We start from the raw sequence: 20,774 nt of genomic DNA on the forward strand, positions 1-20,774 counted from the left end.
TCCGCCCCGTGATTATTGGATCGGCACGAACAGGTCCACCTCGGCCTCCGCGTCGGCCTCCGCCCGGTGGTCGTACCACTCCAGGCAGGCGCCGGGCGCCACGCGCAGGCCGCTGCCGGGCAGCCACTCCCGGAAGAGCCAGTGGAAGCCGGCAGGAATGGCCTCGGCCTTGGGGCCGCGCACCGTGCAGCGCAGATAGCGCGCCGCGGGCAGCTCCAGCCGGACCTGATCCGCGCCCGCCTGCGCCTCCGTGCGGACCGGCACGCCGATCAGGTAGTCGAATCTGCCGTCCGGCTGTTCGTTCCAGCAAGCGCCCAGCAGCAGGCCAGGGATCACCGAATCCGGCAGCCGCGCGGCCAGGCCGCCCGCCAGGAACTCGTCCCAGAACTCGCCGATCGCCTGGACCGGGCCCGGACCCGGCGCGGGCACGCGGCGCGCGTAGCCCAGCAGGGTCAGCTCGGGCAACTGGGTGGCTTCCACCCGGGGTTCCATCTCCATCAGATGTCCTTTCCATCCATTCGCACTGGCAGGCTCAGTCGGGCATCTCCAGGCCGCCGCTGGCCGCCAGCCAGTCCGCCGCGCGCTCCACGGCGGCCGCGATGTCGTTGTCGCTGACGTCCAGTTCCAGCCAGGGCAGGCGGCTGGCCTGCACGCGGGCGCGCATCCGCTCCTGCTCCTCCACGAAGCGCTCCAGCTCGTCGTACTGGGAGGGTTTGCCGCTGACCAGCAGCCGGCGCTCCCGGGCCGCCGCGAAAGTCTCCGCCCGGCGCGTGCAGAAGATCAGGCGGAAGTTCAGCTCCGTCAGCCCCTCCTCCAGCCAGCCGAAGTCCAGCTTCCGGCCGTGGGCCTGCTCCTGGTAGACCTGGGTGCTGATGTGGAAGCGGTCGACGATCCAGCTGTAGTAGCGCTGCAGCTGGAAGAGGCGCAGCCAGGTGCGGTAGGTCTCCAGGGCCTGGGGCTCCTCCTCGGGCAGGAAGTTGATCAGCCCGCGACCCCAGGGATAGTTGGTGAACGCGCACCACTCGGCGGAGATCACGGGGCTGTGGTAGCGGTAGCGGCGCGGCCCGACCACGCGGGCGTGCTCGTTCAGCGCGAAGGCCAGCTCGGTCTTGAAGGTCAGGCGCGTGCCTTCCAGGATGAGCTTGGGCGTGAGCTTGCCGGCCACCGGGCCTACTCCAGCCAACTCGTCGTGTAGTCGGGATCCTCGATGGCCAGCGCCGCCCGGGCCACCTTGAGCGGCCGGAAGGTGTCGATCATCACGGCCAGCTCCTCCGTGGCGGGCTGGCCCACGCTGGCCTCGGCGCGGCCCGGGTGCGGACCGTGCACCAGGCCGTCCGGGTGCAGGGTCAGGGAGCCGCTCTCGATGCCCTTGCGACTCATGAACTCGTTCGACGCGTAATACAAGACCTCGTCGGTCATCACGTTGGCGTGGTGATACGGCGCGGGCACGGCCTGGGGGTGGAAGTCGTAGAGGCGCGGCACGAAACTGCAGACCACGAAACCGTCGCTGGCGAAGGTCTGGTGCACGGGCGGCGGCTGGTGGACGCGGCCCACGATGGGCTCGAAATCGCGGATGTTGAAGGCCCAGGGGTAGTAGTAGCCGTCCCAGCCCACCACGTCGAAGGGATGGTATTGGAGGATCACCTCGGTCAGCGCGTTGCCCTGCTTGACCCAGAGCGGGAATTCGCCCTTCTCGTCGCGGGTCTCCAGCCCCTGGGGCAGGCGCAGGTCGCGTTCGCAGAAGGGGCTGTGTTCCAGCAGCTGGCCGTGCTCGCCGCGGTAACGCTCCGGCGTGCGCAGGTAGCCCGCGCTCTCCACCACCAGCAGGTGCGCCTGGCCGGCGGCGGGATCGAGCTTCCAGCGGTGCAGCAGGCCGCGCGGGATCACCACGTAGTCGCCCTCGCCGACGACGAGGTGGCCGAACTGGCTCTCCAGCACGCCGCCGCCGGCGGCCACGTAGATCAGCTCGTCGCCCTGGCCGTTGCGGTAGAACACATCCTCGGCGTGGTCCGGCCGGCAGACAGAGACGGCCACGTCGTGGTTGAAGAAGAGGGGCGTGCGGCCGCCCAGCACGCCGCCGCCCACGGGCAGGCGCTTGGAGCGCAGGTGGCGCATGCGCAGGCCGCCCGGCTCCTCGGCCTCCCAGCGCAGCGGGGCCAGCAGGCGCTGGGAGAGCACGGCCGCGGGCCGGTTCACGTGGTAGAGCAGGCTGGAGGGTCCGACAAAGCCCTTGTTGCCCACCAGCTCCTCGTGGCGGAACTGGCCCTGGGGTCCGGGGAAGACCACGTGGCGCTTGCGCGGGATCTCGCCCAGGTGATGATAGATCGGCATGGGGTCTCCTTTACAGCGTGCCGCTTTACAGCGTGCCGCGCAGTTCCTGCTCGCGCTCGATGGATTCGAACAGCGCCTTGAAGTTGCCCTTGCCGAAGCTCTGGCTGCCCTTGCGCTGGATGATCTCGAAGAACAGCGTGGGGCGGTCCTCTACAGGCTTGGTGAAGAGCTGCAGCAAGTAGCCGCGCTCGTCGCGGTCCACCAGGATGCGCTGCTCGCGGATCTCGGCCAGGTCCTCCTCGATGGGGCCCACGCGCTCGGTCACGCTGTCGTAATAGGTGTCCGGCACTTCCAGGAACTGCACGCCGTTGGCGCGCAAGGCCCGCACGGTGCTCAGGATGTCGTCGGTGAGCAGGGCCACGTGCTGCACGCCCGCGCCGCCGTGGAACTCCACGTACTCCTCGATCTGGCTCTTCTTCTTGCCCGGCGCCGGCTCGTTGATCGGGAACTTGATGATGTTGTTGGGCGCGGCCATCACCACGGAGCGCAGGGCCGTGTACTCGGTGGAGATGTCCTTGTCGTCGAAGGACAGGAAGCGCGAGAACCCCAGCACGCGCTCGTACCAGGCCACCACGGCCTCCATCCGGCCGTCCTCCTGGTTGCCCACCACGTGGTCGATGATCCGCAGCCCCACGCCCTCGCCCGGCACGGAGCGGGCCGCGAACCCGGGCAGGAAGGGCCCGGCGTAGTCCTGCTTCTGGATGAAGGAGTGCACCGTGTCCCCGTAGGCGGCCACGGCGGACTTGAGGATGGAGCCGTGCCCGTCGCGCAGTTCCACGGGCTCCAGCACGGAGACAGCGCCGTTGGCCACGGCCAGCCGGTGGCACTCGCGTGCGTCGTCCACCTCGAAGGCCAGGTCCACCACGCCGTCGCCGTGGCGGGCCAGGAAGCGCGTGATCTCGTTCTCCCGCGGGTCCAGGCTGCCGGTCAGCACCAGCTGCACGCGGCCCTGGGTCATGACGTAGGACACGCGGTCGCGTGCGCCGGTCTCCAGGCCCAGGAAGGCGCTGCGGGAGAAGCCGAAGGCCTTGCGGTAGTAGTACTCGGCCTGTAGGGCGTTGCCCACGTAGAACTCGGCGTGATGCAGACGCCGCAGCTTGGGATAGTCGGCCATGGGATCCTCTCTGTGGTTTGTGTCACAAAACTCAGCCGCGGCGCAGGCCCAGCGCGGCCAGGCAGGCCCAGCCGGCCAGCAGCAGCAGGCCGCCCACGGGCGTCACGGCGCCCAGCCCACGGATGCCCGACAGGGCCAGGGCGTAGAGGCTGCCGCTGAACAGCAGCGTGCCCGCCAGGAAGCAGATCCCCGCGGCCAGCGCCAGACGGCCGCCCCCGGGCAGCAGGCTTAGAGCCAGCAGGGGCGCCAGGTGCAGGCCCTGGTAGAGCACGGCCGTGCGCCACCACTCCGTGCCCTGCGGGCCCAGCGTCTCCTTCAGGGCGTGGGCGCCGAAGGCCCCCAGCGCCACCATCAGCAGGCCGTCCAGGCCCGCCAGCACCCAGAGCCAGTTCAGTTGCACAGGGCCAGCCCCCTCTCCACCAACTCCCGCCACTCGCCACCCCGGGCGGCCAGGCTCTCCAGCTGCCCACGCAGCGCGGTGATCCGCTCCGGCCGCAGGCCGGCGCCCAGTTCCAGCAGCTCCAGCCGCAGCAGCCAGTCCTCCGGGTGCGCGGCGTCCAGCTCGGCGGCGATCTCTTCCAGCCGCAGCTGCTCGGCCGGGCCCGGTTCCCCGCGCTCGCGCAGGCGGCGCAGCTCGGCGTAGAGCTCGTTCAGGGCGCGGTTGCCCTCGTCCAGGTTGCACTTCATGCAGGGCCGCTCGCGGGGCAGGTCCTCGGGATCGATCATCCCGTCCACCCAGCCGCCGCTGACTGCCGGCACCTCCTGCCCGCAGGCCAGGTCGTAATCGCCCCAGGCCGGATCGAAGAGCAGGCGGTCGCCCCAGCTCACTTGGCAGTCCGTGAAGCGCAGCAGCTGGTTGCCCGCCTTGCCCTCCCGCACCTCCGCCAGCCGTCCCTCCAGCACCACGCCGGACTCGAAGGCCAGCCGGCCCCGGCCGCCGCCGCCGAAGCCCAGCTCGCGCAGCGCGCCGCCGTCCAGCCGGGCCGTGCCGCCCTCCCGGCCCGCCAACGGCCCCAGGGCCGTACCGAAGCCGTGGGCGTGGGTGTCCCGGCCGTGGCCACGCAGCACCTGCTCATCCTCGGCCAGCAGCACGGGTCCGCTGAAACGCAGGTAGGCCGGCCGCCCGGCCGCGTCCAGCAGGCGCTCGGCCAGCACGCCGCTGACCTGCAGGCCGCTGTCCAGCGTCACGGTGACGGGCGTGCGGGCGCGCAGGGCCTTGTCCAGGGCTGGCACGCCGCCCGTGCGGCAGGCCATCCCGGCCGCGTACTCCTCCAGCACGGCCCGCAGGGTCAGGAAGTCCGGCGTGACGTAGAGCTGCGGCTGCGGCTTGGTGATGTCATAGGTCTGATGGACGCAGTCCACGCCCAGCGGGCGCTTCTCCACCTGCGGACCCAGGCAGTGCCAGCTCTCCCCGGCGGACGAGAGCAGCCCGGCGCCGTAGATCCGCGGGTTCTCCAGTGCGCCCACCAGGCCGTACTCCACGGTCCACCAGTACATGCGCGAGAGTTCGGTGGCTTCGCTCACCCAGTCCAGGGCGGCCAGGGTCTCGTCCAGGGCGCGCTGGGCCGCCTCCACCTCGGCGGCCGTGGCGGCGGGATCCTCCTTGACCACGGAGAGCCGGCGGATGGCCCGGTAGAGATCCATGTCGTGGTGCGAGTAGATGGCCCGGCGCGAGATGGCGCCGTAGGCCCGCAGGTAGTCGCTGTAGTCCGGATCCGCGATGATCGGGGCGTGGCCCGCCGCCTCGTGCACCACGTCGGGGGCCGGCGTGTAGAGCACGTGCTCGAGTTTGCGCATGTCGCAAGCGATGGGCAGGATCCCCAGCGACTGGAACTCCATGAAGGCCTGGGGCGGGATGAAGCCGCTGACGGCCACGGCGCGCCAGCCGATGCGCTTCATCTTCTCGTCCATCTCCTGGATCAGCGGGATGCGCTCGCTGGAGATGCCCGTGGCCTGCAGGCCGTCGAGGTAGGCCGGGTGGGCCGCCTTAGCGAAGAAGCGTCCCGAGATGCGCAGGATGTAGCGCCAGGCGGCGTGGTCGATGGCCGTGTAGTATTCCGGCCGCTGCTCCACGGTCCAGGCCTTGAGATGTGCCGGGATCTCCATGATGGGAGCCTGCCTCCTGCTGGGGATTCCCGGGGCCGAGGGGGACGGGACCGGGGTTCCGTGGCCTGTGTTCACCTGATACTCCGTTCTGGAAGGCCGTTGGCCACCACCTGGAAGGCCTGGGCCGCCGCCACTGCGCGGCTGCGGCGGCCGGGTGCGGCTCGCGGGCTCGGGGTGCCCACCGACCAAGATAGAGTGAGCCCCAACGCCCGGCAATGCGAAAAGTCAAGGCGGGCGGTTAACTCCCAAACAGCCGGCCGGCTCAGACCGGCGGCCGGCGGTGGAGGCCGTCGGCGTCCACCAGCCGCCAGTGCAGCAGGCGCGCGGCCCCCCAGGCCGAGAGGCTGACGGAGGCCAGGATGGCCAGCATGATCAGGATCTGATAGAGGATGGCCGTGGCGGGCGGGCTGCCGCCCAGGAGTTGGCCGGTCATCATTCCCGGGATGGAGACCAGGCCGATGGTGGCCGTGGTGTTGAGGGTGGGCAGCAGGGCCACGCGCAGGTCGCGGCCCAGCAGGCGGCTGCGGGCGACGCAGGGTTCGGCGCCCAGGCCCAGCAGGGTCTCCCACTCCCGCCGCCCGGCGGGTTCGGTCAACTGCGCCAGATGGCGCTCGAGGGCCAGGGTGATCCCGTTCATGGAATTGCCCAGGATCATCCCCGCCAGCGGGATCAGCAGGCGCGCGCCCAGCAGGGGCTCGGGCCGGACCACCATCAAGAGGCACCAGGCCAGCACGGCGGAACTGGCCAGAGCCAGCGCTCCGCCCACCAGCGGCGCCAGACCGGGCACCCGCACGGGCAGACGGCTGAGCACCGTGTGGGCGGCGGCGGCCTGCATCACCAGCAGCCAGAGCAGGGTCAGGCTCCAGTGGTCCTGTCGGAAGAGAACCTCGAGCACGAGGCCCAGGCTGCCCAGCTGCAGGACCATCCGGGCCAGCGCCACCAGCAGCTGGCGGCTGAGCCCCAGGCGCAGCACGCGGAAGAGAATCAACGGGACCAGGGCCAGCAGAAAAGCCAGGCCCATTCCCAGCCAGCTGAGGGTCGGCGCGCCGCTCTCAGGACTCATGCAGCCTCCCGGCGCGGAACTCCAGGCGCGTGGGACAGGCCGCCCACCAGCGCGGATCGTGGCTGGCACTGAGGACGGGGGGCAGCTCCGGGTCGCTCAACCGGCAGATCAGCCGGGCCGCGGCCTCGTCGTCCAGGCCCGTGGTGGGCTCGTCCAGCAGCAGGTGTTCCACGGGCAGCAGCAGCCCGCGCAACGCGGCCGCGCGCATGGCCTCGCCGCCGGAGAGCCCGCCGGGGGGCTGGTCCAGGCTCAGGTTGGAGAGCCCCAGCGCCGCCAACTCCCCGCGCAGGCGGTCGGCGTCCGGCGGCGGCAGGCCGCGCAGCCGGTGTCCGAGGACCAGCGCCTCGCCCAGGCTCTCGCCCGGCAGCAGCGGCTGCTGGGAGACCAGGTGGACGCGCAGGCGGTGGGCGGGCAGGCGGCCCGGGAGCAGCGGCTCCCCGTGGAACCGGACGTGTCCGGCGGCGGGACGCTCCAGACCGGCCAGCACGCGCAGCAGCGTGCTCTTGCCGCAACCCGAAGGTCCGGCCAGCACGACGCGCGCCGCCGTCGGCAAGCTCAGATCCAGCGGACCCAGCAGGCTGCGCCCGCCTTGACTCAGTTCCAGGCCGTCCAGTTCAAACATGATTCCAACATAATCCAAACACGGGAATGCGAAACTGCCTCCGGCAAGGCAGGAGGAAAAATGAGCCGACCCGAGATCCTGGTGGTAGAGGACGAGGCGGACATCCGCGAACTGGTGCGCCACGTGCTGGAAAAGGACGGGTTCCCCGTGCGCGTGGCCGCGGACGGCGAGACGGCCCTGCGCGAAGTGCGCAGCGCGCCGCCCGGATTGGTGCTGCTGGACCTGATGCTGCCCGGACTGGACGGGCTGGAGGTCTGCCGCCGCCTGCGCGCCCAGCCGGACACGGCCGAGCTGCCAATCATTATGCTGACCGCCCGGGGCGAGGAAAGCGACGTGGTGGCCGGGCTCAACCTGGGCGCCGACGACTACGTCACCAAGCCCTTCAGCCCGCGCGTGCTGCTGGCCCGCCTGCAGGCCGCGATCCGCCGCCGCCAGGAGCTGGAGCCCGCCAAGGGCGACGATCCCGTCCTGCGCCGCGGTCCGCTGACCCTGCACCGCGGACGCCGGGAGGCCGTGCTGGAAGGCGCGGCTCTCAATCTCACCTGGACCGAGTTCCAGATCCTGGCCCTGTTGGCCTCGCGGCCGGGCTGGGTGTTCACGCGCTACCAGATCGTGGACGCCGTGCGGGGCGAGGACTACGCCGTCACCGAGCGCGCCGTGGATGTCCACATGGTGGGGCTGCGTCGCAAGCTGGGCGAACAGGGCGCCCTGCTGGAGACGGTGCGCGGCGTGGGCTACCGCTTCCGCGACGACGCCTGAGGCACGCTCTGTTCAGTTGAGCCGATTCCCCGTGACGGCTGGTTCAGATGCCCCGCCCAGCCATGGCCCGTGTACGCCCGCCCAATCATCATCTTTATGATTATCAACATCTTTACTTGTGCCTGAACTCTCGGCACGGGGCTTGCTTTGTCCCCGTTGCCGCCGGGCGTCCGGTGGCGCCGACTCCCGGTCGCCCCGGGCGCGGCCGGCAACAGGCAATCGAAAGGACTCTCCATGAAGCTCCGCACCCGCTTGGTCCTGCTCTCGCTGTTCACCGTCTCCCCGCTGGCCCTGGCCAGCGTCCAACTGGTGGGCAACGCTACGCCCGGCTATTACAACGCAGGCTTGGGCACGCTGCTCAACGGGTCCAGCCTGGCCTTCCCCGTGTCCAACGACACGGCGCGGGACTTCGTGGTCGCCCCGGACTTGAGTCTGGCCGAACCGGTGTTGGGCGGCTGGCTGCAGACGCCCCCCAGCCTGGCCGCGCCCTACTGGTCGGCGGCGCCCCAGGCCATTCCCGCCACCTGGGTGGTGGGGACGGAGACGGCCATCGTCTATCCCCTGCAGGTGCCGGCGCCGGGCTACGCCGAGATCCGCCTGGCCTTCGGCATCGACAACGGCTTGTTCGTCTGGCTGGACGGCCAGTTCCTGGGCGGCTTCCTGCGTTCCGGGGGCGCCTACCCCGGCGAGCACGTGTTCACGGCCGCGGAGTTGAGCCCGGGCCTGCACCACCTGCAGGTGCTGCGCGAGGACCACGGCGGCTCCACGGGCTACCACGTGAACGTCACGGCCGAGCGCGAACTGGAGACGGTGGAGGCGCAGGAGACGCCCCGGACCACCCAGTTGCAGGGCAATTGGCCCAATCCCTTCAACCCGGTCACCACCATCCCGTTCAGCCTGAGCGAGACCGGCCCGGTGCAGCTGGAAGTCTTCAACCTCGCGGGCGACCGGGTGGCCAGCTTGGCCTCCGGCGTGCACGCGGCCGGCGCGCACCAGGTGGTGTTCGACGGGGCCGGGCTGCCCAGCGGCGTCTACATCGCCCGACTCCAGACCGCTGCGGGACTGGAGAGCCGGCGCATGACGCTGGTCAAGTAGGAGCGCAGCGGCGCTTGGGGGGGCGCGGCGAGCACCGACTCTCGTGGGTCCGGCAGCGGGCCGGACGTGGTCCAATCCAATCTGAAAGGTCTGCACATGCTGAAGCGTTCCCTGTTGCTCCTGAGCTCGGCCCTGCTGATCGCGCCCCTGGCCTGGTCGACGTGCCTGGAATCCAGCCCCCACGAGTGGCTGCAGGGCCGGCAGTTCAACCACGCCGCCATTCCGGCCAGCCGCAGCAATCCGGCGTCCGCCCTGGACGAGGTGCCCGACAACCAGTTCTTCAGCCTGGGATTCTATCCGCAAGGCCATCTGACGCTGGCGCTGGAGCAACCGGCGGCGACGGGATTGATCACCATCTGGGAGACCACCTGGCGCAACGGGAGCTATTGCCTGGAGACCGCGGCCGTCGAAGTGGCGGCCCACGAGGGAGGGCCTTGGGTATTGGTGGGCGTGGCGGACAACGATCGCGGCGCCGGGGCGGATTTCCACCTGAACGAGTTCAGCTTCGACGCGGCCGCGCTGGGGTTCTGCGTCCAGTACGTCCGGCTGTCGGAGACCTCGGACCTGACTGAGATCGCCCAGCGCTGCAACACGGGGGACGGCTTCGACGTGGATGCAGTCTGCGTGAGCGGCACGGCCTGCCCGGATCCGGGAGAGGTGGAAGCGCACGAGACACCCGCCGCCGTGCAGCTGCGGGGCAACTGGCCCAATCCCTTCAACCCCGTGACCCGCGTGCACTTCAGCCTGTCCGAGACCGGGCCGGCCCGGTTGGAGGTCTTCGATTTGACGGGACGGCGCGTGGCCACACTGGTGGACGGCCTGCGGGCGGCCGGCGAGCACCAGGCCACCTTCGACGCCTCCCGCCTGCCCTCGGGCATCTACCTGGCCCGGCTGCAGGCCGGCAACCAGCAGGAGTGCCGCAAGATGACCCTGCTGAAGTAACCGCGGCCTTAGGTCAAGCCACCCGCCCCCGGTCCGTCCACCGGGGGCTTTTTGCTGGGGCCGGGGTCGGAACCGGTACGGGTGGGAAGCGGCGCGCGGGGGGGATCGCTCCCACTTCGACTTTACTAAGTTTGTTCAGACCCGACCGTAGCCATGGAGATCCGCATGAGTCCCGAACCCGCCCTGAATCTCAGTTCCAGCCAGGAGATGTACCTGAAGACCATCTTCCTGCTTTGCGAGGAACAAAAAGTGGCGCGCGTCAAGGACATCGCCGCCAACCTCAACGTCACCATGTCCAGCGTCAACGGCGCCATCAAGGGGTTGACGGACCGCGGCTATTGCCGGCACAGCCGCTACGGCTACGTGGATTTGACCGAGGAAGGGCGCGAGGCGGCCCTGGCCGTGCTGGACAAGTACCAGGTGCTGACCCGCTTCCTGCACGAGATCCTGGGCGTGGACCGCAAGACGGCCGACGCCGACGCTTGCGAAATGGAGCACATCGTCTCGCCCCAGACCCTGGACCGCATCGGCACCTTCCTGGAGTTCATCGACCACTGCGGCAAGGACGCCAGCAGCTGGATCCAGCACTACCAGACCTTCCTGGGCGGCCGGTTGAACGGCGAAGGTTGCCCGGACTGCGAGCTGTAGCCGTCGCTCCACAGCCATCGACACAGGGGGCCGCGGCCCCCTGTTGCTTTGGTGGATTCTCCCCGCGGTCAAGCCGACAAGGTGGCGCGCGTCACGATCTCCGGCGGATTGTGCAGGTGCTGCTTGACCGCACAGAGCTCGGCGGAGCGGATCACGGCGTCCTTGAAGCGGGCCGGGAAGCTGGCCGGCAGCACGATGTTCAGCTCCAGCTTGCCGATGCGGTGGCCCACCGGATCCGGCACGATCTCCATCTCCACGCTCAGCCCCTGGGTGTCGATGTTGCGCGAATCGCAGAAGCCCTTGACGTAGATGCCCGCGCAGGTGGCGATGGAGGCCAGGAAGAGGTCGAAGGGCTGCGGCGCGCTGCCCTCGCCCCCGCCGCGCGGGGACTGGTCCGTCCGGATGGTGAAGCCGTTGTACTCCGCGTCCACGCGCTTGCCGCCGGGGAAGCTCACGCTCATCTGTGCCATGTCACTCTCCTTCGCTGGCTGGAATGTTCGTTACTCAACCGACCCAAGATGTCATTTTGTTTCCATCATGAAAATATTGCTGCTAATAATTGTTGTGTGAGAATCCCTGCTTGCTATGTTGGCCCGTCGATCTCCGAGTCCGCCGGCCTGCCTTCCGAGGGAAAAGGGGCGGCGGACCGTGGCGACCCCGGGCCCTGTGTCCCGGTGGTCTCCCTTCGCATTCGCGAAGCCGGTGGCGCGGGAAACGGCGCCGCCGCCCGGCATTGGAAAGGAGATCCGCGCCTGCCGCCCGGCCGCACTCCGGCCGGACTCCGCGCGGTCCCTCCACAACAGGCGCAAACCACAAGATGATCCACCCCCTGCTTTCCGTTGCCAAGGCCAGCCAGACCCTGTGGCGGGCCTGTCCGGATTGGGGCGTGGAAACCCTGCCGCTCCAGGCCGCCGCCGGGCGCGTGTTGGCCGAGGCCGTCCACGCCGAGCGCGACGCGCCGCCCTTTCCGCGGGTGGCCATGGACGGCGTGGCCGTGGCCTGGGCCGCCTGGGAGGCGGGCCGACGGCGCTTCCAGGTGGAAGGCGTGCAGGCTGCGGGGGATCCGCCCACCCGGCTGGCGGATCCGCTGGCGGCCTGGGAAGTGATGACCGGCGCCGTGCTGCCGGCGGGCTGCGATTTGGTGATTCCGGTGGAGGAGCTGCAGCGGCTGGGCAACGGGGTCGAAGTCCGGACAGCGGATGACACGCGGCCGGCGCGTGGGCCGCGCCGTGGACAGCACGTGCACGCCCGGGGCTCCGACGCCCGTGCGGGGGACGAGCTGCTGCCCGTCGGCTTGCGGCTGGACAGCCCCGCCCTGGCCGTGGCCGCCAGTGTGGGCGCCGTGAGCCTGACGGTGCGCCGCCGGCCTCGGGTGGTTCTGCTGGCCACGGGCAGCGAATTGGTGCCCGCGGACCAGGAACCGGCTGCCTGGCAGATCCGCGCCTCCAACCTGGAGGCGCTGGGGGCCGCCCTGCGGGCCGCCGGCCACGAAGCCCGGCTGGCGCAGTTGGTGGATGACGATCCCGCCCGGCTGGCCCGGGCGCTGGAACAGGCCTTGGCGGAGCACGAGCTGCTGATTCTGTCCGGCGGTGTCTCCATGGGTCGCTTCGATCACGTGCCCGAACAGCTGCTGGCCGCCGGGGGACGGATCCTGCTCCACGGGGTGGCGCAGCGGCCGGGCAAGCCCCTGCTGGCGCTGGAGTTTCCCGGGCGACCGGGCCGGCTGGCGCTGGGCCTGCCGGGCAATCCGGTCTCCGCGCTGATCTGCCTGCACCGCTACGTGCTGCCCCTGCTGGCCGCGGCGGAGGGCCGGCTGGACGAAGTGCGGCGGGTGCGGCTGGCGGACTCCTGCCCGCTGCCCGGGGCCCTCAGCCTCTTTTTGCCCGTGTCCCTGGCGGCGGATGCCGAGGGTCTGCCCGTGGCCCGGCCCCGGCCCACGGCGGGCTCCGGGGATTTCATCCGTCTGGCGAGGAGCAGCGGGTTCGTGGAGCTGGATCCGGCGCTGGCTCGGGACGGCGCGCTGCCCGCCGGGTGGCCCGTGCCCTTCTATTCGTGGAGGTGAGATGAAGCTGCTGATCGATCCGGCGGGACGACGCATCCGCAAACTGCGGGTGTCCCTGACGGACGCCTGCCAGTTCCGCTGCTTCTATTGCATGCCAAGCGCGCCGCGTTTTCTGCCCCACCGCGACCTGTTGACCCCCGCGGAACTGCTGGAGATCGTCGGCCACCTGGTGGAGCTGGGCATCGATCAGGTGCGGCTGACGGGCGGCGAACCCACCGTGCGCCCGGAACTGCTGGAGGTGGTGCGCGGCCTGGCGCGCCTGCCCCTGGAGCGGCTGGGCATGACCAGCAACGGCGCGCGGCTGGAACCGCTGCTGCCGGACCTGAAGGCGGCGGGCCTGGGCAGCCTCAACATCAGCCTGGACAGCCTGCGGCCGGAGATCTTCGCCCGGGTCACCGGCGGCCGGACCCACGAGGGCGTGCTGCGGGCGGTGCGCGCCGCCCGCGATCAGGGCTTCGAGGTCAAACTCAACAGCGTGCTCTTCCGTGGTCTCAACGACCACGAGTGCCGGGACTTCCTGCGCTTCGCCGAGGCCGAGCAGATCCCCGTGCGCTTCCTGGAGCTGATGCGCATCGGCCCGGCCCACGCCGAGCAGCGCGGGTTGTTCATCGCCGCCGCCGAGGTGATCGCCGGGCTGCGACTGGCGGGCGAAACGTTGGAACCGCTGCCCGGGCCGCCGGACTCCACCTCCTTCGAGTACCGCACCGCCGGCGGCGGGCGGGTGGGCTTCATCGCCAGCGAGTCGCAGCCTTTCTGCGCCGGCTGCTCGCGCCTGCGCCTGACGGCCACGGGCCAGCTGCGCTCCTGCCTGATGCGCGCGGAGGGCCCGAGTCTGCGCGGACTGCCCCGGGAGGCCTATCCCGAGCTGCTGGCCCGCGTGCTGGCCGACAAGCCGCTGAACCGGCTCTCCCACACCGAGCAGATCATGGCGCAGATCGGAGGCTGAGATGACCCGCCTGACCCATCTGGATCCCCAGGGCCGTCCGGCCATGGTGGACGTGGGCGACAAGCCGCTGACGGCCCGGCGCGCGCTGGCCGAGGCCCTGGTGAGCCTGCCCGCGGTGGTGGCGGCCTGCCTGCAGGACGGCGAACTGGACAGCGCCAAGGGTCCCGTGCTGCACACGGCCATCCTGGCGGGCATCCAGGCCGCCAAGAAAACCGGCGAGCTGATTCCCCTCTGCCATCCCCTGCCGCTGGAGCGCGTGCGCGTCACCATCGACGTGGAGCCGGTTTCGGCCGGCGGCGCCACGGCGCGAATCCGCTGCGAGGCCGCCCTGCACGGCCGGACGGGCGTGGAGATGGAGGCCCTCACCGGGGCCGCGGTGGCCGCGCTGACGGTGGTGGACATGTGCAAGGCCCTCAGCCACGAACTGGTGATCCACGGCCTGCGCTTGCTGGAGAAGGAAGGCGGCCGGCGCACGGTGCGCGACGGCGTCCTGCTGCAGCCGTGAGCCACGCGCGGGACAAACGGCCGCGAGTCCTCTTCCACGAGCTGGAGCTGGCCTTCTGCGGCCGCTCGGGCAGCGGCAAGACCACCCTGCTGGAGCGCCTGCTGGCCTCGCTGACCCCCGGGCTGCGCGTGGGCTACGCCAAACACGACGCCCACGGCTTCGAGATGGACCGCGCCGGCAAGGACACCTGGCGGGCCGCCCAGTCGGGCGCCAGCGTGGTGCGGATCCAATCGCCGGCGGGCTGGGCCGGCCTGGGCAGTCTGCCGGACTCGCCGGCCCTGGGGCGCCAGCTCTTCGCCGGCTGCGACCTGGTGCTGGTGGAAGGCTACCGGCGCGAGCTGGACCTGGACAAGGTGCTCTTCATCGACGGACTCGCCGAGGCCCACAGCCGCGTGGCGGCCTTCGTGACCGCGGACGCCGGCCTGGCGGGACGTCCGCTGCCGGAGGCCCTGCGCGAGACCCTGGCGCCGGACAGCGACCGCACAACCCCGGTCTTTCAGCGCGATGACTGGCCGGGCCTGCGCGCTTGGCTGCTGGAGCGCTTCCGGCGGCGTCTGGCGGCGCGGCCCCTGCTGGGATTGGTGCTCACCGGCGGGCAGAGCCGGCGCATGGGCCGGGACAAGGCGCTGCTGGAGTTCGACGGCCTGCCCCAAGCCGAGCGGGCGGCCCGGCTGCTGGAGACCTGCTGCAGCGAGGTCCTGCTCTCGGCCCGCCCCGGCCAGGACCGGCAGGCGCTGGGTCGTCCCGTGCTGGAGGACCGCTTCCTGGACTTCGGTCCGGCGGGGGGGATCCTCTCCGCGCTGGAGGAGCGCCTCGAGGCGGCCTGGCTGGTGCTGGGCTGCGACCTGCCCTTTGTCACACCGGAACTGCTGGCCGCCCTGCTCGCCGGGCGCGACCTCTGGCGACCGGCCACGGCCTTCCGGGATCCGGCCAGCGGGCTGCCCGAACCGCTCTGCGCCGTCTGGGAGCCCCGCTCGCGCGTGGATCTGCTGGGTGCCCTGGCGGCCGGGACCTCCTGTCCGCGGCGCGTGCTGGGAACATGCGGGGCGCGGCTGCTGGAGCTGCCGGATCCCCGCGCCCTGGAGAATGTGAACCGCCCGGAGGAGCTGGCGGCGGCGCGGGCGCGCTGGGTGGACGGGCGCCACGTCTAGTCGCAGTCAAGGGGCCTGGGAAGGAGTCCACGGCAATTTTTGCGCGGGGTCTGGCACATGGGACGCTCGGCCCTGGCCAGATTCAATGACTGGGACCAATGTTTGCTCCATGGAACAGCGGTTCCGCGTATGGCCCGTTTGCCCGGGGATACAGTGAACTTTGGGCGCGAGGTCGAGTACCCCGGGCGGGTGGGGGGCGGTGGGAGGGTGAAGCGTCCATTTTCGTGGAACAGTACAAAGCACGGATTTCCTTTGCCGCCCTGCAGCCGACCAAGTCCGCCAGATTCCCCCGCCACGCGGGGCACAAGTCGGAAGACCAGGATCACATGCAGTTGCTGATTCGCTATGTGGCCGTGCTGCGCGACGAGCGCGGCCAGGCCGAGGAATCCCTGGAGACAGGCGCTGCCACGCCACGAGCCTTGTATCACGAACTAAGCGCCCGCCATGGCTTCAGCCTGCCCGACACCCGGCTGCAGGTGGCCGTCAACGACGAGTTCGCCGCGTGGGACCAGCCCCTGCGGGACGGGGACCAGCTCGTCTTCCTGCCGCCGGTGGCCGGCGGATGAGCGCGTTTTCCCTCTCCGACACGCCTCTCGCGCCGGAGGCCCTCGCCCGGGATTTGTGTCACGACGGCGCCGGCGCCCTGGTGGTGTTCGAAGGCCGCGTGCGCGACGAGAACGAGGGCCGCGCCGTGCTGCGCCTGGACTACGAAGCCTACGAGGTCCTCTGCCTGAAGGAGGGCGGGCGCATCCTGGACGAGGCCCGGACCCGCTTCGGCCTGCTGGGGGCCTGCGGCGTGCACCGCACCGGCAGCCTGGAGCTGGGTGAGTGCGCGATTTGGGTGGGAGCGTTGGCCGCCCACCGCGGCGCGGCCTTCGACGCCTGCCGCTGGATCATCGACGAACTCAAACAGCGACTGCCCATCTGGAAGCGCGAACACTACCGGGACGGCACGACCGGCTGGGTGCGCTGCGAAGCCTGCGCGGCCCCGGGCGCCCACGGGCACGCCCATCCAACAGATGGAGAGCGCCATGCCTGAGCCCGGACTGAGTGGCGCCGAGCGCGATTTCTATCAGCGTCAGCTGGTGTTGCCCGAAGTGGGCGAGACCGGCCAGTTCCAACTGAAGCAGGCCCACGTCCTGGTGGTCGGGGCCGGCGGCCTGGGTTGCCCGGCCCTGCTGCACCTGGCGGCGGCCGGCGTGGGCCGCCTGCGGATCTGCGAGCCCGACGGGCTGGAGATCCACAACCTGCACCGCCAGCCGCTCTACGGTCACGCCCAGATTGGCCAGCCCAAGGGCCGGTTGGCCCGCCAGCGCCTGACGGAACTGAATCCCCACCTCCGGGCCGAGTGGACGCCGCGCCCCTTCACCCCCGGGCACGCCGCCGAGCTGCTGGCGGAGGTGGATCTGGTGCTGGACTGCGCCGACAACCACGCCACCAGTTTTGCCTTGAACGCCGCCTGCCAGGCCGCCCGCCTGCCGCTGGTGGCGGCTGCCGTCCACGGCTGGGACGGCCAGTTGCTGACCGTTGACCCCGCCGCCGAGGCCGGCTGTCTGCGCTGTTTGTGGCCCACCCAGCCAGCGGAGACAGAGGGCTGCGCCCGGCGCGGCATCCTGGGCACGGTGCCGGGACTGCTGGGCACGCTGCAGGCTCAAGAGGCCTTGAAACTCCTGCTCGGGCTGCCCGGCGACCTGCGCCGGGAGCTGCTGCTGGTGGACTTGCTGTCTTTCAGCACCCGCCGCCTGCGTCGCCACCAACATCCGGACTGCCCCATCTGCGGCCACGTGGCGCACCCTGAGCCCTTGCTCCCCAACGCCAACCCGGAGCTGCTTGAGGTCGATGCACGGGATGCCGAGCTGACGGAATGGCGCGGCCGGCTGCTGGTGGATCTGCGGGAGGAGGGCGAGCCCGGCCGACCCCTGCCAGCGGGCCACGAGATCCTACGCGCGCCGCTCAGTGGGCTGCGCTTTCCCGCCCACGGCCTGCCCACGGAGCGCGAGCTGCTGGTGGTCTGCGCCCACGGAGTGCGCAGCCTGTGGACGGTCCAGCGCTTGCGCGCCCTGGGCCACGCCCGCTGCTGGAGCCTGCGCGGCGGGATGGAGGGTCTGGGAACCGGGCATACACCTCCCCGCCCTTGACCCCCCGCACCCTGACGGTCCGCTCTTTCGCCCCACTCTCGCCACCACCAGGTTTACGACAAAGCCGGCCCCCGAACTCTTGTTAACCGCTTGACTCTTCTTTGTCAAGATCCTAACATGCCACCGCTTATCCGATTATCCGGAAACGTTCATGAGGTATCCATGAAGCGAGGCCCCCAGGAAATCAAGCGCGCCAGCCAGGTGTTCAAGGCGCTCTCCCATCCGCACCGGCTGCGCATCGCCTGCCTGCTCATCGACGGCGGACCCATGAGCCAGAAGCAACTGGTGGAAGAGCTGGGACTGCCCCAGTCCAGCGTGGCACGGCTGCTGGAGCCTCTGCGCCAGACCGGGCTGGTGGTGGGTCTGCGCCAGGGGCCGGAGCTGAGCCTGAGCGTGCAGGGCGAGGTGCTCAGCCGCATGCTGGATTCCATGTGCGCGTGGTTTGAGGAGAAGGCCGCCCGAGAGGCGGCGGAAGACGGCCAGTCGCTGGGAGGGCAGGCATGAACCGGCGGGATTTCATCCGGATCAGCGGGGCAGGCGTGGCCGGAGCGGCCGCCCTGGGCGCGCTGACCACCAACTGGTACGGCCTCTACCGGGACCCGGTGGAGGACCCGCACACGGACGGGGACCGGGTCGTCCCCACTTTCTGCGAGCTCTGCTTCTGGAAGTGCGGCGTGCTGGCCCACGTCAAGGACGGCCGGGTCACCAAGCTCAAGGGCAATCCCAAACACCCGCTCAGCCGCGGCCGACTCTGCCCGCGCGGCGCTGGAGGCACGGGCCTGCTCTATGATCCGGACCGTCTGAAAACTCCCCTGCGCCGCGTGAAGGCCCGGGGCGGCGACACCTTCGAGCCCATCAGCTGGGACGAGGCCCTGGACGAGACGGCCCACCACTTCAACAAGATCAAGGCCGAGCACGGGCCTGGCGCGCTGGGGCTGTTCTACCACGGCTATGGCGCCAACTGGCTCAAGCACCTGTTCAAGGCCTACGGCTGCCCCAACATCGCCGCGCCCAGCTACGCCCAGTGTCGCGGGCCGCGCGACGTGGGCTTCAGCCTGACCTACGGCAGCGGCGTGGAGTCACCAGAGGTCACCGACATCGAGAACACACGCTGCCTGGTGCTGATCGGCAGCCACCTGGGCGAGAACATGCACAACACCCAGGTGCAGGATTTCGCCACCGCCATCCGCAACCGCGCGGACATCATCGTGGTGGATCCGCGCTTCTCCGTGGCCGCCTCCAAGGCCCGCCACTGGCTGCCCATCCGCCCGGGCAGCGACCTGGCCCTGCTGCTGGCCTGGATGAACGTGATCATTGGCGAGAAGCTCTACGACGCGGACTACCTGGCCCGCTACGCGCTGGGACTGGAGCAGCTGACCGCCCACGTGGCGCCCTTCAGTCCCGAGTGGGCCTTTCCGCGCACGGGCATCGAGCCCCAGGTGATCCGCGCCACCGCCCGCCTGATGGCCGGTGCGGCCCCCGCCACGCTGGTGCACCCGGGCCGCCACGTGACCTGGTACGGCGACGACACCCAGCGCAGCCGGGCCATCGCCCTGTTGAACGCGCTGCTGGGCAGCTGGGGCCGCAAGGGCGGTTTCTTCATCCCATCCAAGATCGACCTGCCCGCCTATCCCTACGAACCCTATCAGCACGCGGACGGCGAGCCCGGGCCGCTGGACCGCCCGGCGCCCAGCCTTTATCCGCTGGCCGACGAGGTGCTGGCCCAGGGATTGTGCGACGCCACGGTCCCCGGCCTGCAGGGCCGCAATCTCAAGGCCTGGATGGTTTATGGCAGCAACCTGCCCACCACCCTGCCCGACCCCAAGCGCGTCTACGAGGCGATCCAGAAGCTCGACTTCCTGGTCACCGTGGACGTGCTGCCCGCCGAGATCTGCGGCTGGTCAGACATCGTGCTGCCGGAGTCCACCTACCTCGAGCGCTGCGACGACCTGCATAACCCGCCCTACCGCGAACCCTACGTGGCCGTGCGCCAGGAAGTGGTGCCGCCCATGTACGAGAGCAAGCCGGGCTGGTGGATCGCCAAAGAGCTGGCCCCGCGGCTGGGCGTGGAGCGCTTCTTCCCCTGGAAGGACTCGCTGGAGTACGCCAAGCAGCGCGTCCAGGCCGCCGGGCTCTCGTGTGACACGCTGGAGCGGGACGGCGTGGCCCTGGCGCCCCGGCCGGCCCTCTACTTCGAGGAGGGCGCGCCGGCGGACTTCCCGACGGAGTCCGGCAAGATCGAGCTCTACTCCGCCACCCTGGCCGGGATGGGCTTCGATCCCATGCCCCTCTACACGGATCACGGCGACCCGCCCGCCGGCTACTTCCGCCTGCTCTTCGGCCGGGCGCCCACGCACACCTTCGGGCGCACCACCAACAACCGCCTGCTCTCCGCGACCTTCAAGGAGAACGAGGTCTGGGTGAACGCCGAAGCCGCGGCGCGCTGGGGCCTGAAGCCCGGCGACCGCGTCAAACTGCAGAACCAGGACGGCGTCCTGTCCACCTTCAGCGCGCCCGTCAAGCTCACCCAGCGCATCCGGCCCGACACGGTCTACATCGTGCACGGCTATGGGCGCAAGGCCAAGGGCCTGCGCTTCGTCCATGGCAAGGGAATCGACAGCGCCGAACTGGTGAGCCAGTACAAGACCGATCCCATCATGGGCGGCACGGGCATGAACGTGAACTTCGTCACGCTGGTGCCGGTGGACGCGACCGTGGGCGCGACGGGAGGTGACGCATGAGGCTGACCCGGATGGCCATGGCCGTGGACACGCGCACCTGCGTGGGCTGCGCGGCCTGCGTGATCGGCTGCAAGACCGAGAACGACGTGGCGGAAGGCTACGTGCGCGACTGGATCGTCACGGATTGCACGGGAACCTTTCCCGAGCTGGCGATGAGCGTGCGCAGCGAGCGCTGCAACCACTGCGACAACGCGCCCTGCGTGCGGGCCTGCCCCACGGGCTCGTCCCACTTCGCGGACGACGGCAGCGTGCAGATCAACTCCGACAAGTGCTCGGGCTGCAAGGCCTGTATCACGGCCTGCCCCTACGACGCGCGCTTCGTGGATCCGCGTTCGGGCACCGTGGACAAGTGCACGTTCTGCGCCCACCGGCGCGCCGCGGGGCTGGAGACCACCAGCTGCCAGGAGATCTGCCCCACTTCCTCCATCATCTTCGGCGACCTGGCGGATCCGGGCAGCGCGATTTCCCGCCTGCTGGCCACGCGCGAGTGGTACGTCCTGAGCCCGGACGCCGGCACGCGTCCCCAGCACTTCTTCTTGAAATAGGAGGCC

General features: G+C 70.4%; 23 protein-coding genes and 1 riboswitch. Of the genes, 14 read left to right on the forward strand and 9 right to left on the reverse strand.

The genetic code is table 11. The annotated features are described in order from the left end of the window. Positions 1-12: 12 nt before the first annotated feature. The 8 genes from WC326_02730 to WC326_02765 form a co-directional block, all read right to left on the reverse strand. A complete protein-coding gene (locus WC326_02730) occupies positions 13-498 on the reverse strand; it encodes a GyrI-like domain-containing protein (GenBank protein MFA7329967.1) in 486 nt (161 codons plus the stop codon). A gap of 34 nt (positions 499-532) precedes the next feature. Next, on the reverse strand, positions 533-1,165 hold the full coding sequence (locus WC326_02735) for a hypothetical protein (GenBank protein MFA7329968.1): 633 nt from the start codon (positions 1,163-1,165) through the stop codon (positions 533-535). A gap of 5 nt (positions 1,166-1,170) precedes the next feature. Then, complete coding sequence (locus tag WC326_02740) at positions 1,171-2,331, reverse strand: homogentisate 1,2-dioxygenase (protein ID MFA7329969.1); 1,161 nt, start codon at positions 2,329-2,331, stop codon at positions 1,171-1,173. Between the two features lie 25 nt (positions 2,332-2,356). Continuing rightward, positions 2,357-3,445 carry a 4-hydroxyphenylpyruvate dioxygenase gene (gene hppD, locus WC326_02745; GenBank protein MFA7329970.1) on the reverse strand — a complete coding sequence of 363 codons (1,089 nt, stop codon included), beginning with the start codon at positions 3,443-3,445 and terminating at the stop codon, positions 2,357-2,359. Between the two features lie 31 nt (positions 3,446-3,476). Next, positions 3,477-3,845: a DUF423 domain-containing protein gene (locus WC326_02750; protein ID MFA7329971.1), complete on the reverse strand. Its 369-nt coding sequence runs from the start codon at positions 3,843-3,845 to the stop codon at positions 3,477-3,479. Further along, positions 3,836-5,551, reverse strand: a complete 1,716-nt coding sequence (locus WC326_02755) for an aromatic amino acid hydroxylase (protein ID MFA7329972.1) — start codon at positions 5,549-5,551, stop codon at positions 3,836-3,838. Before WC326_02755 ends, WC326_02750 begins: the two co-directional genes overlap by 10 nt. Before the next feature lie 262 nt (positions 5,552-5,813). Next, positions 5,814-6,614 carry an ABC transporter permease gene (locus WC326_02760; GenBank protein MFA7329973.1) on the reverse strand — a complete coding sequence of 267 codons (801 nt, stop codon included), beginning with the start codon at positions 6,612-6,614 and terminating at the stop codon, positions 5,814-5,816. Next, complete coding sequence (locus WC326_02765; protein ID MFA7329974.1) at positions 6,604-7,236, reverse strand: ATP-binding cassette domain-containing protein; 633 nt, start codon at positions 7,234-7,236, stop codon at positions 6,604-6,606. Before WC326_02765 ends, WC326_02760 begins: the two co-directional genes overlap by 11 nt. Before the next feature lie 60 nt (positions 7,237-7,296). Between WC326_02765 and WC326_02770 the strand changes: the two genes are divergently transcribed. The 4 genes from WC326_02770 to WC326_02785 all read left to right on the forward strand — a co-directional run bounded on the left by WC326_02770 (position 7,297) and on the right by WC326_02785 (position 10,680). After that, on the forward strand, positions 7,297-7,995 hold the full coding sequence (locus WC326_02770; protein MFA7329975.1) for a response regulator transcription factor: 699 nt from the start codon (positions 7,297-7,299) through the stop codon (positions 7,993-7,995). 234 nt (positions 7,996-8,229) lie between these two features. Next, positions 8,230-9,090 (forward strand): T9SS type A sorting domain-containing protein, encoded by an 861-nt coding sequence (locus WC326_02775; protein MFA7329976.1) that lies wholly within the window; start codon positions 8,230-8,232, stop codon positions 9,088-9,090. Positions 9,091-9,186: 96 nt separating this feature from the next. Then, positions 9,187-10,032: a T9SS type A sorting domain-containing protein gene (locus WC326_02780; GenBank protein MFA7329977.1), complete on the forward strand. Its 846-nt coding sequence runs from the start codon at positions 9,187-9,189 to the stop codon at positions 10,030-10,032. A 165-nt stretch (positions 10,033-10,197) separates the two neighbouring features. Next, positions 10,198-10,680 (forward strand): metal-dependent transcriptional regulator, encoded by a 483-nt coding sequence (locus tag WC326_02785; protein ID MFA7329978.1) that lies wholly within the window; start codon positions 10,198-10,200, stop codon positions 10,678-10,680. 68 nt (positions 10,681-10,748) lie between these two features. Here the strand turns inward: WC326_02785 and WC326_02790 are convergent, their stop codons facing one another. Next, a complete protein-coding gene (locus tag WC326_02790) occupies positions 10,749-11,150 on the reverse strand; it encodes an OsmC family protein (protein ID MFA7329979.1) in 402 nt (133 codons plus the stop codon). Positions 11,151-11,279: 129 nt separating this feature from the next. Continuing rightward, a riboswitch (molybdenum cofactor riboswitch) is annotated at positions 11,280-11,426 on the forward strand. A 71-nt stretch (positions 11,427-11,497) separates the two neighbouring features. Here WC326_02790 and WC326_02795 point away from each other — a divergent pair. The 10 genes from WC326_02795 to WC326_02840 all read left to right on the forward strand — a co-directional run bounded on the left by WC326_02795 (position 11,498) and on the right by WC326_02840 (position 20,768). Then, the gene (locus tag WC326_02795; GenBank protein MFA7329980.1) at positions 11,498-12,742 is read left to right on the forward strand and encodes a molybdopterin molybdotransferase MoeA; all 1,245 of its coding nucleotides are present in this window, start codon (positions 11,498-11,500) and stop codon (positions 12,740-12,742) included. A 1-nt stretch (position 12,743) separates the two neighbouring features. Further along, a complete protein-coding gene (moaA, locus tag WC326_02800; protein ID MFA7329981.1) occupies positions 12,744-13,688 on the forward strand; it encodes a GTP 3',8-cyclase MoaA in 945 nt (314 codons plus the stop codon). Position 13,689: 1 nt separating this feature from the next. Next, positions 13,690-14,193: a cyclic pyranopterin monophosphate synthase MoaC gene (moaC, locus tag WC326_02805; protein MFA7329982.1), complete on the forward strand. Its 504-nt coding sequence runs from the start codon at positions 13,690-13,692 to the stop codon at positions 14,191-14,193. Then, positions 14,190-15,344 carry a molybdopterin-guanine dinucleotide biosynthesis protein B gene (gene mobB / locus WC326_02810; GenBank protein ID MFA7329983.1) on the forward strand — a complete coding sequence of 385 codons (1,155 nt, stop codon included), beginning with the start codon at positions 14,190-14,192 and terminating at the stop codon, positions 15,342-15,344. The genes moaC and mobB overlap by 4 nt, the downstream gene beginning before the upstream one ends. Before the next feature lie 326 nt (positions 15,345-15,670). After that, complete coding sequence (locus tag WC326_02815; GenBank protein MFA7329984.1) at positions 15,671-15,910, forward strand: MoaD/ThiS family protein; 240 nt, start codon at positions 15,671-15,673, stop codon at positions 15,908-15,910. Continuing rightward, positions 15,907-16,383: a molybdenum cofactor biosynthesis protein MoaE gene (locus WC326_02820; protein MFA7329985.1), complete on the forward strand. Its 477-nt coding sequence runs from the start codon at positions 15,907-15,909 to the stop codon at positions 16,381-16,383. Before WC326_02815 ends, WC326_02820 begins: the two co-directional genes overlap by 4 nt. Beyond that, positions 16,376-17,482: a HesA/MoeB/ThiF family protein gene (locus WC326_02825; protein ID MFA7329986.1), complete on the forward strand. Its 1,107-nt coding sequence runs from the start codon at positions 16,376-16,378 to the stop codon at positions 17,480-17,482. Before WC326_02820 ends, WC326_02825 begins: the two co-directional genes overlap by 8 nt. 162 nt (positions 17,483-17,644) lie before the next feature. After that, entirely contained in the window at positions 17,645-17,986 is a 342-nt protein-coding gene (locus WC326_02830; GenBank protein ID MFA7329987.1) for a metalloregulator ArsR/SmtB family transcription factor, read from the forward strand. Continuing rightward, positions 17,983-20,223: a molybdopterin-dependent oxidoreductase gene (locus WC326_02835; protein ID MFA7329988.1), complete on the forward strand. Its 2,241-nt coding sequence runs from the start codon at positions 17,983-17,985 to the stop codon at positions 20,221-20,223. The genes WC326_02830 and WC326_02835 overlap by 4 nt, the downstream gene beginning before the upstream one ends. After that, a complete protein-coding gene (locus tag WC326_02840; GenBank protein ID MFA7329989.1) occupies positions 20,220-20,768 on the forward strand; it encodes a 4Fe-4S dicluster domain-containing protein in 549 nt (182 codons plus the stop codon). Before WC326_02835 ends, WC326_02840 begins: the two co-directional genes overlap by 4 nt. Positions 20,769-20,774: the final 6 nt, after the last annotated feature.

This window comes from Candidatus Delongbacteria bacterium (genome assembly GCA_041675285.1).
Lineage (GTDB): Bacteria > CAIWAD01 > CAIWAD01 > CAIWAD01 > CAIWAD01 > CAIWAD01.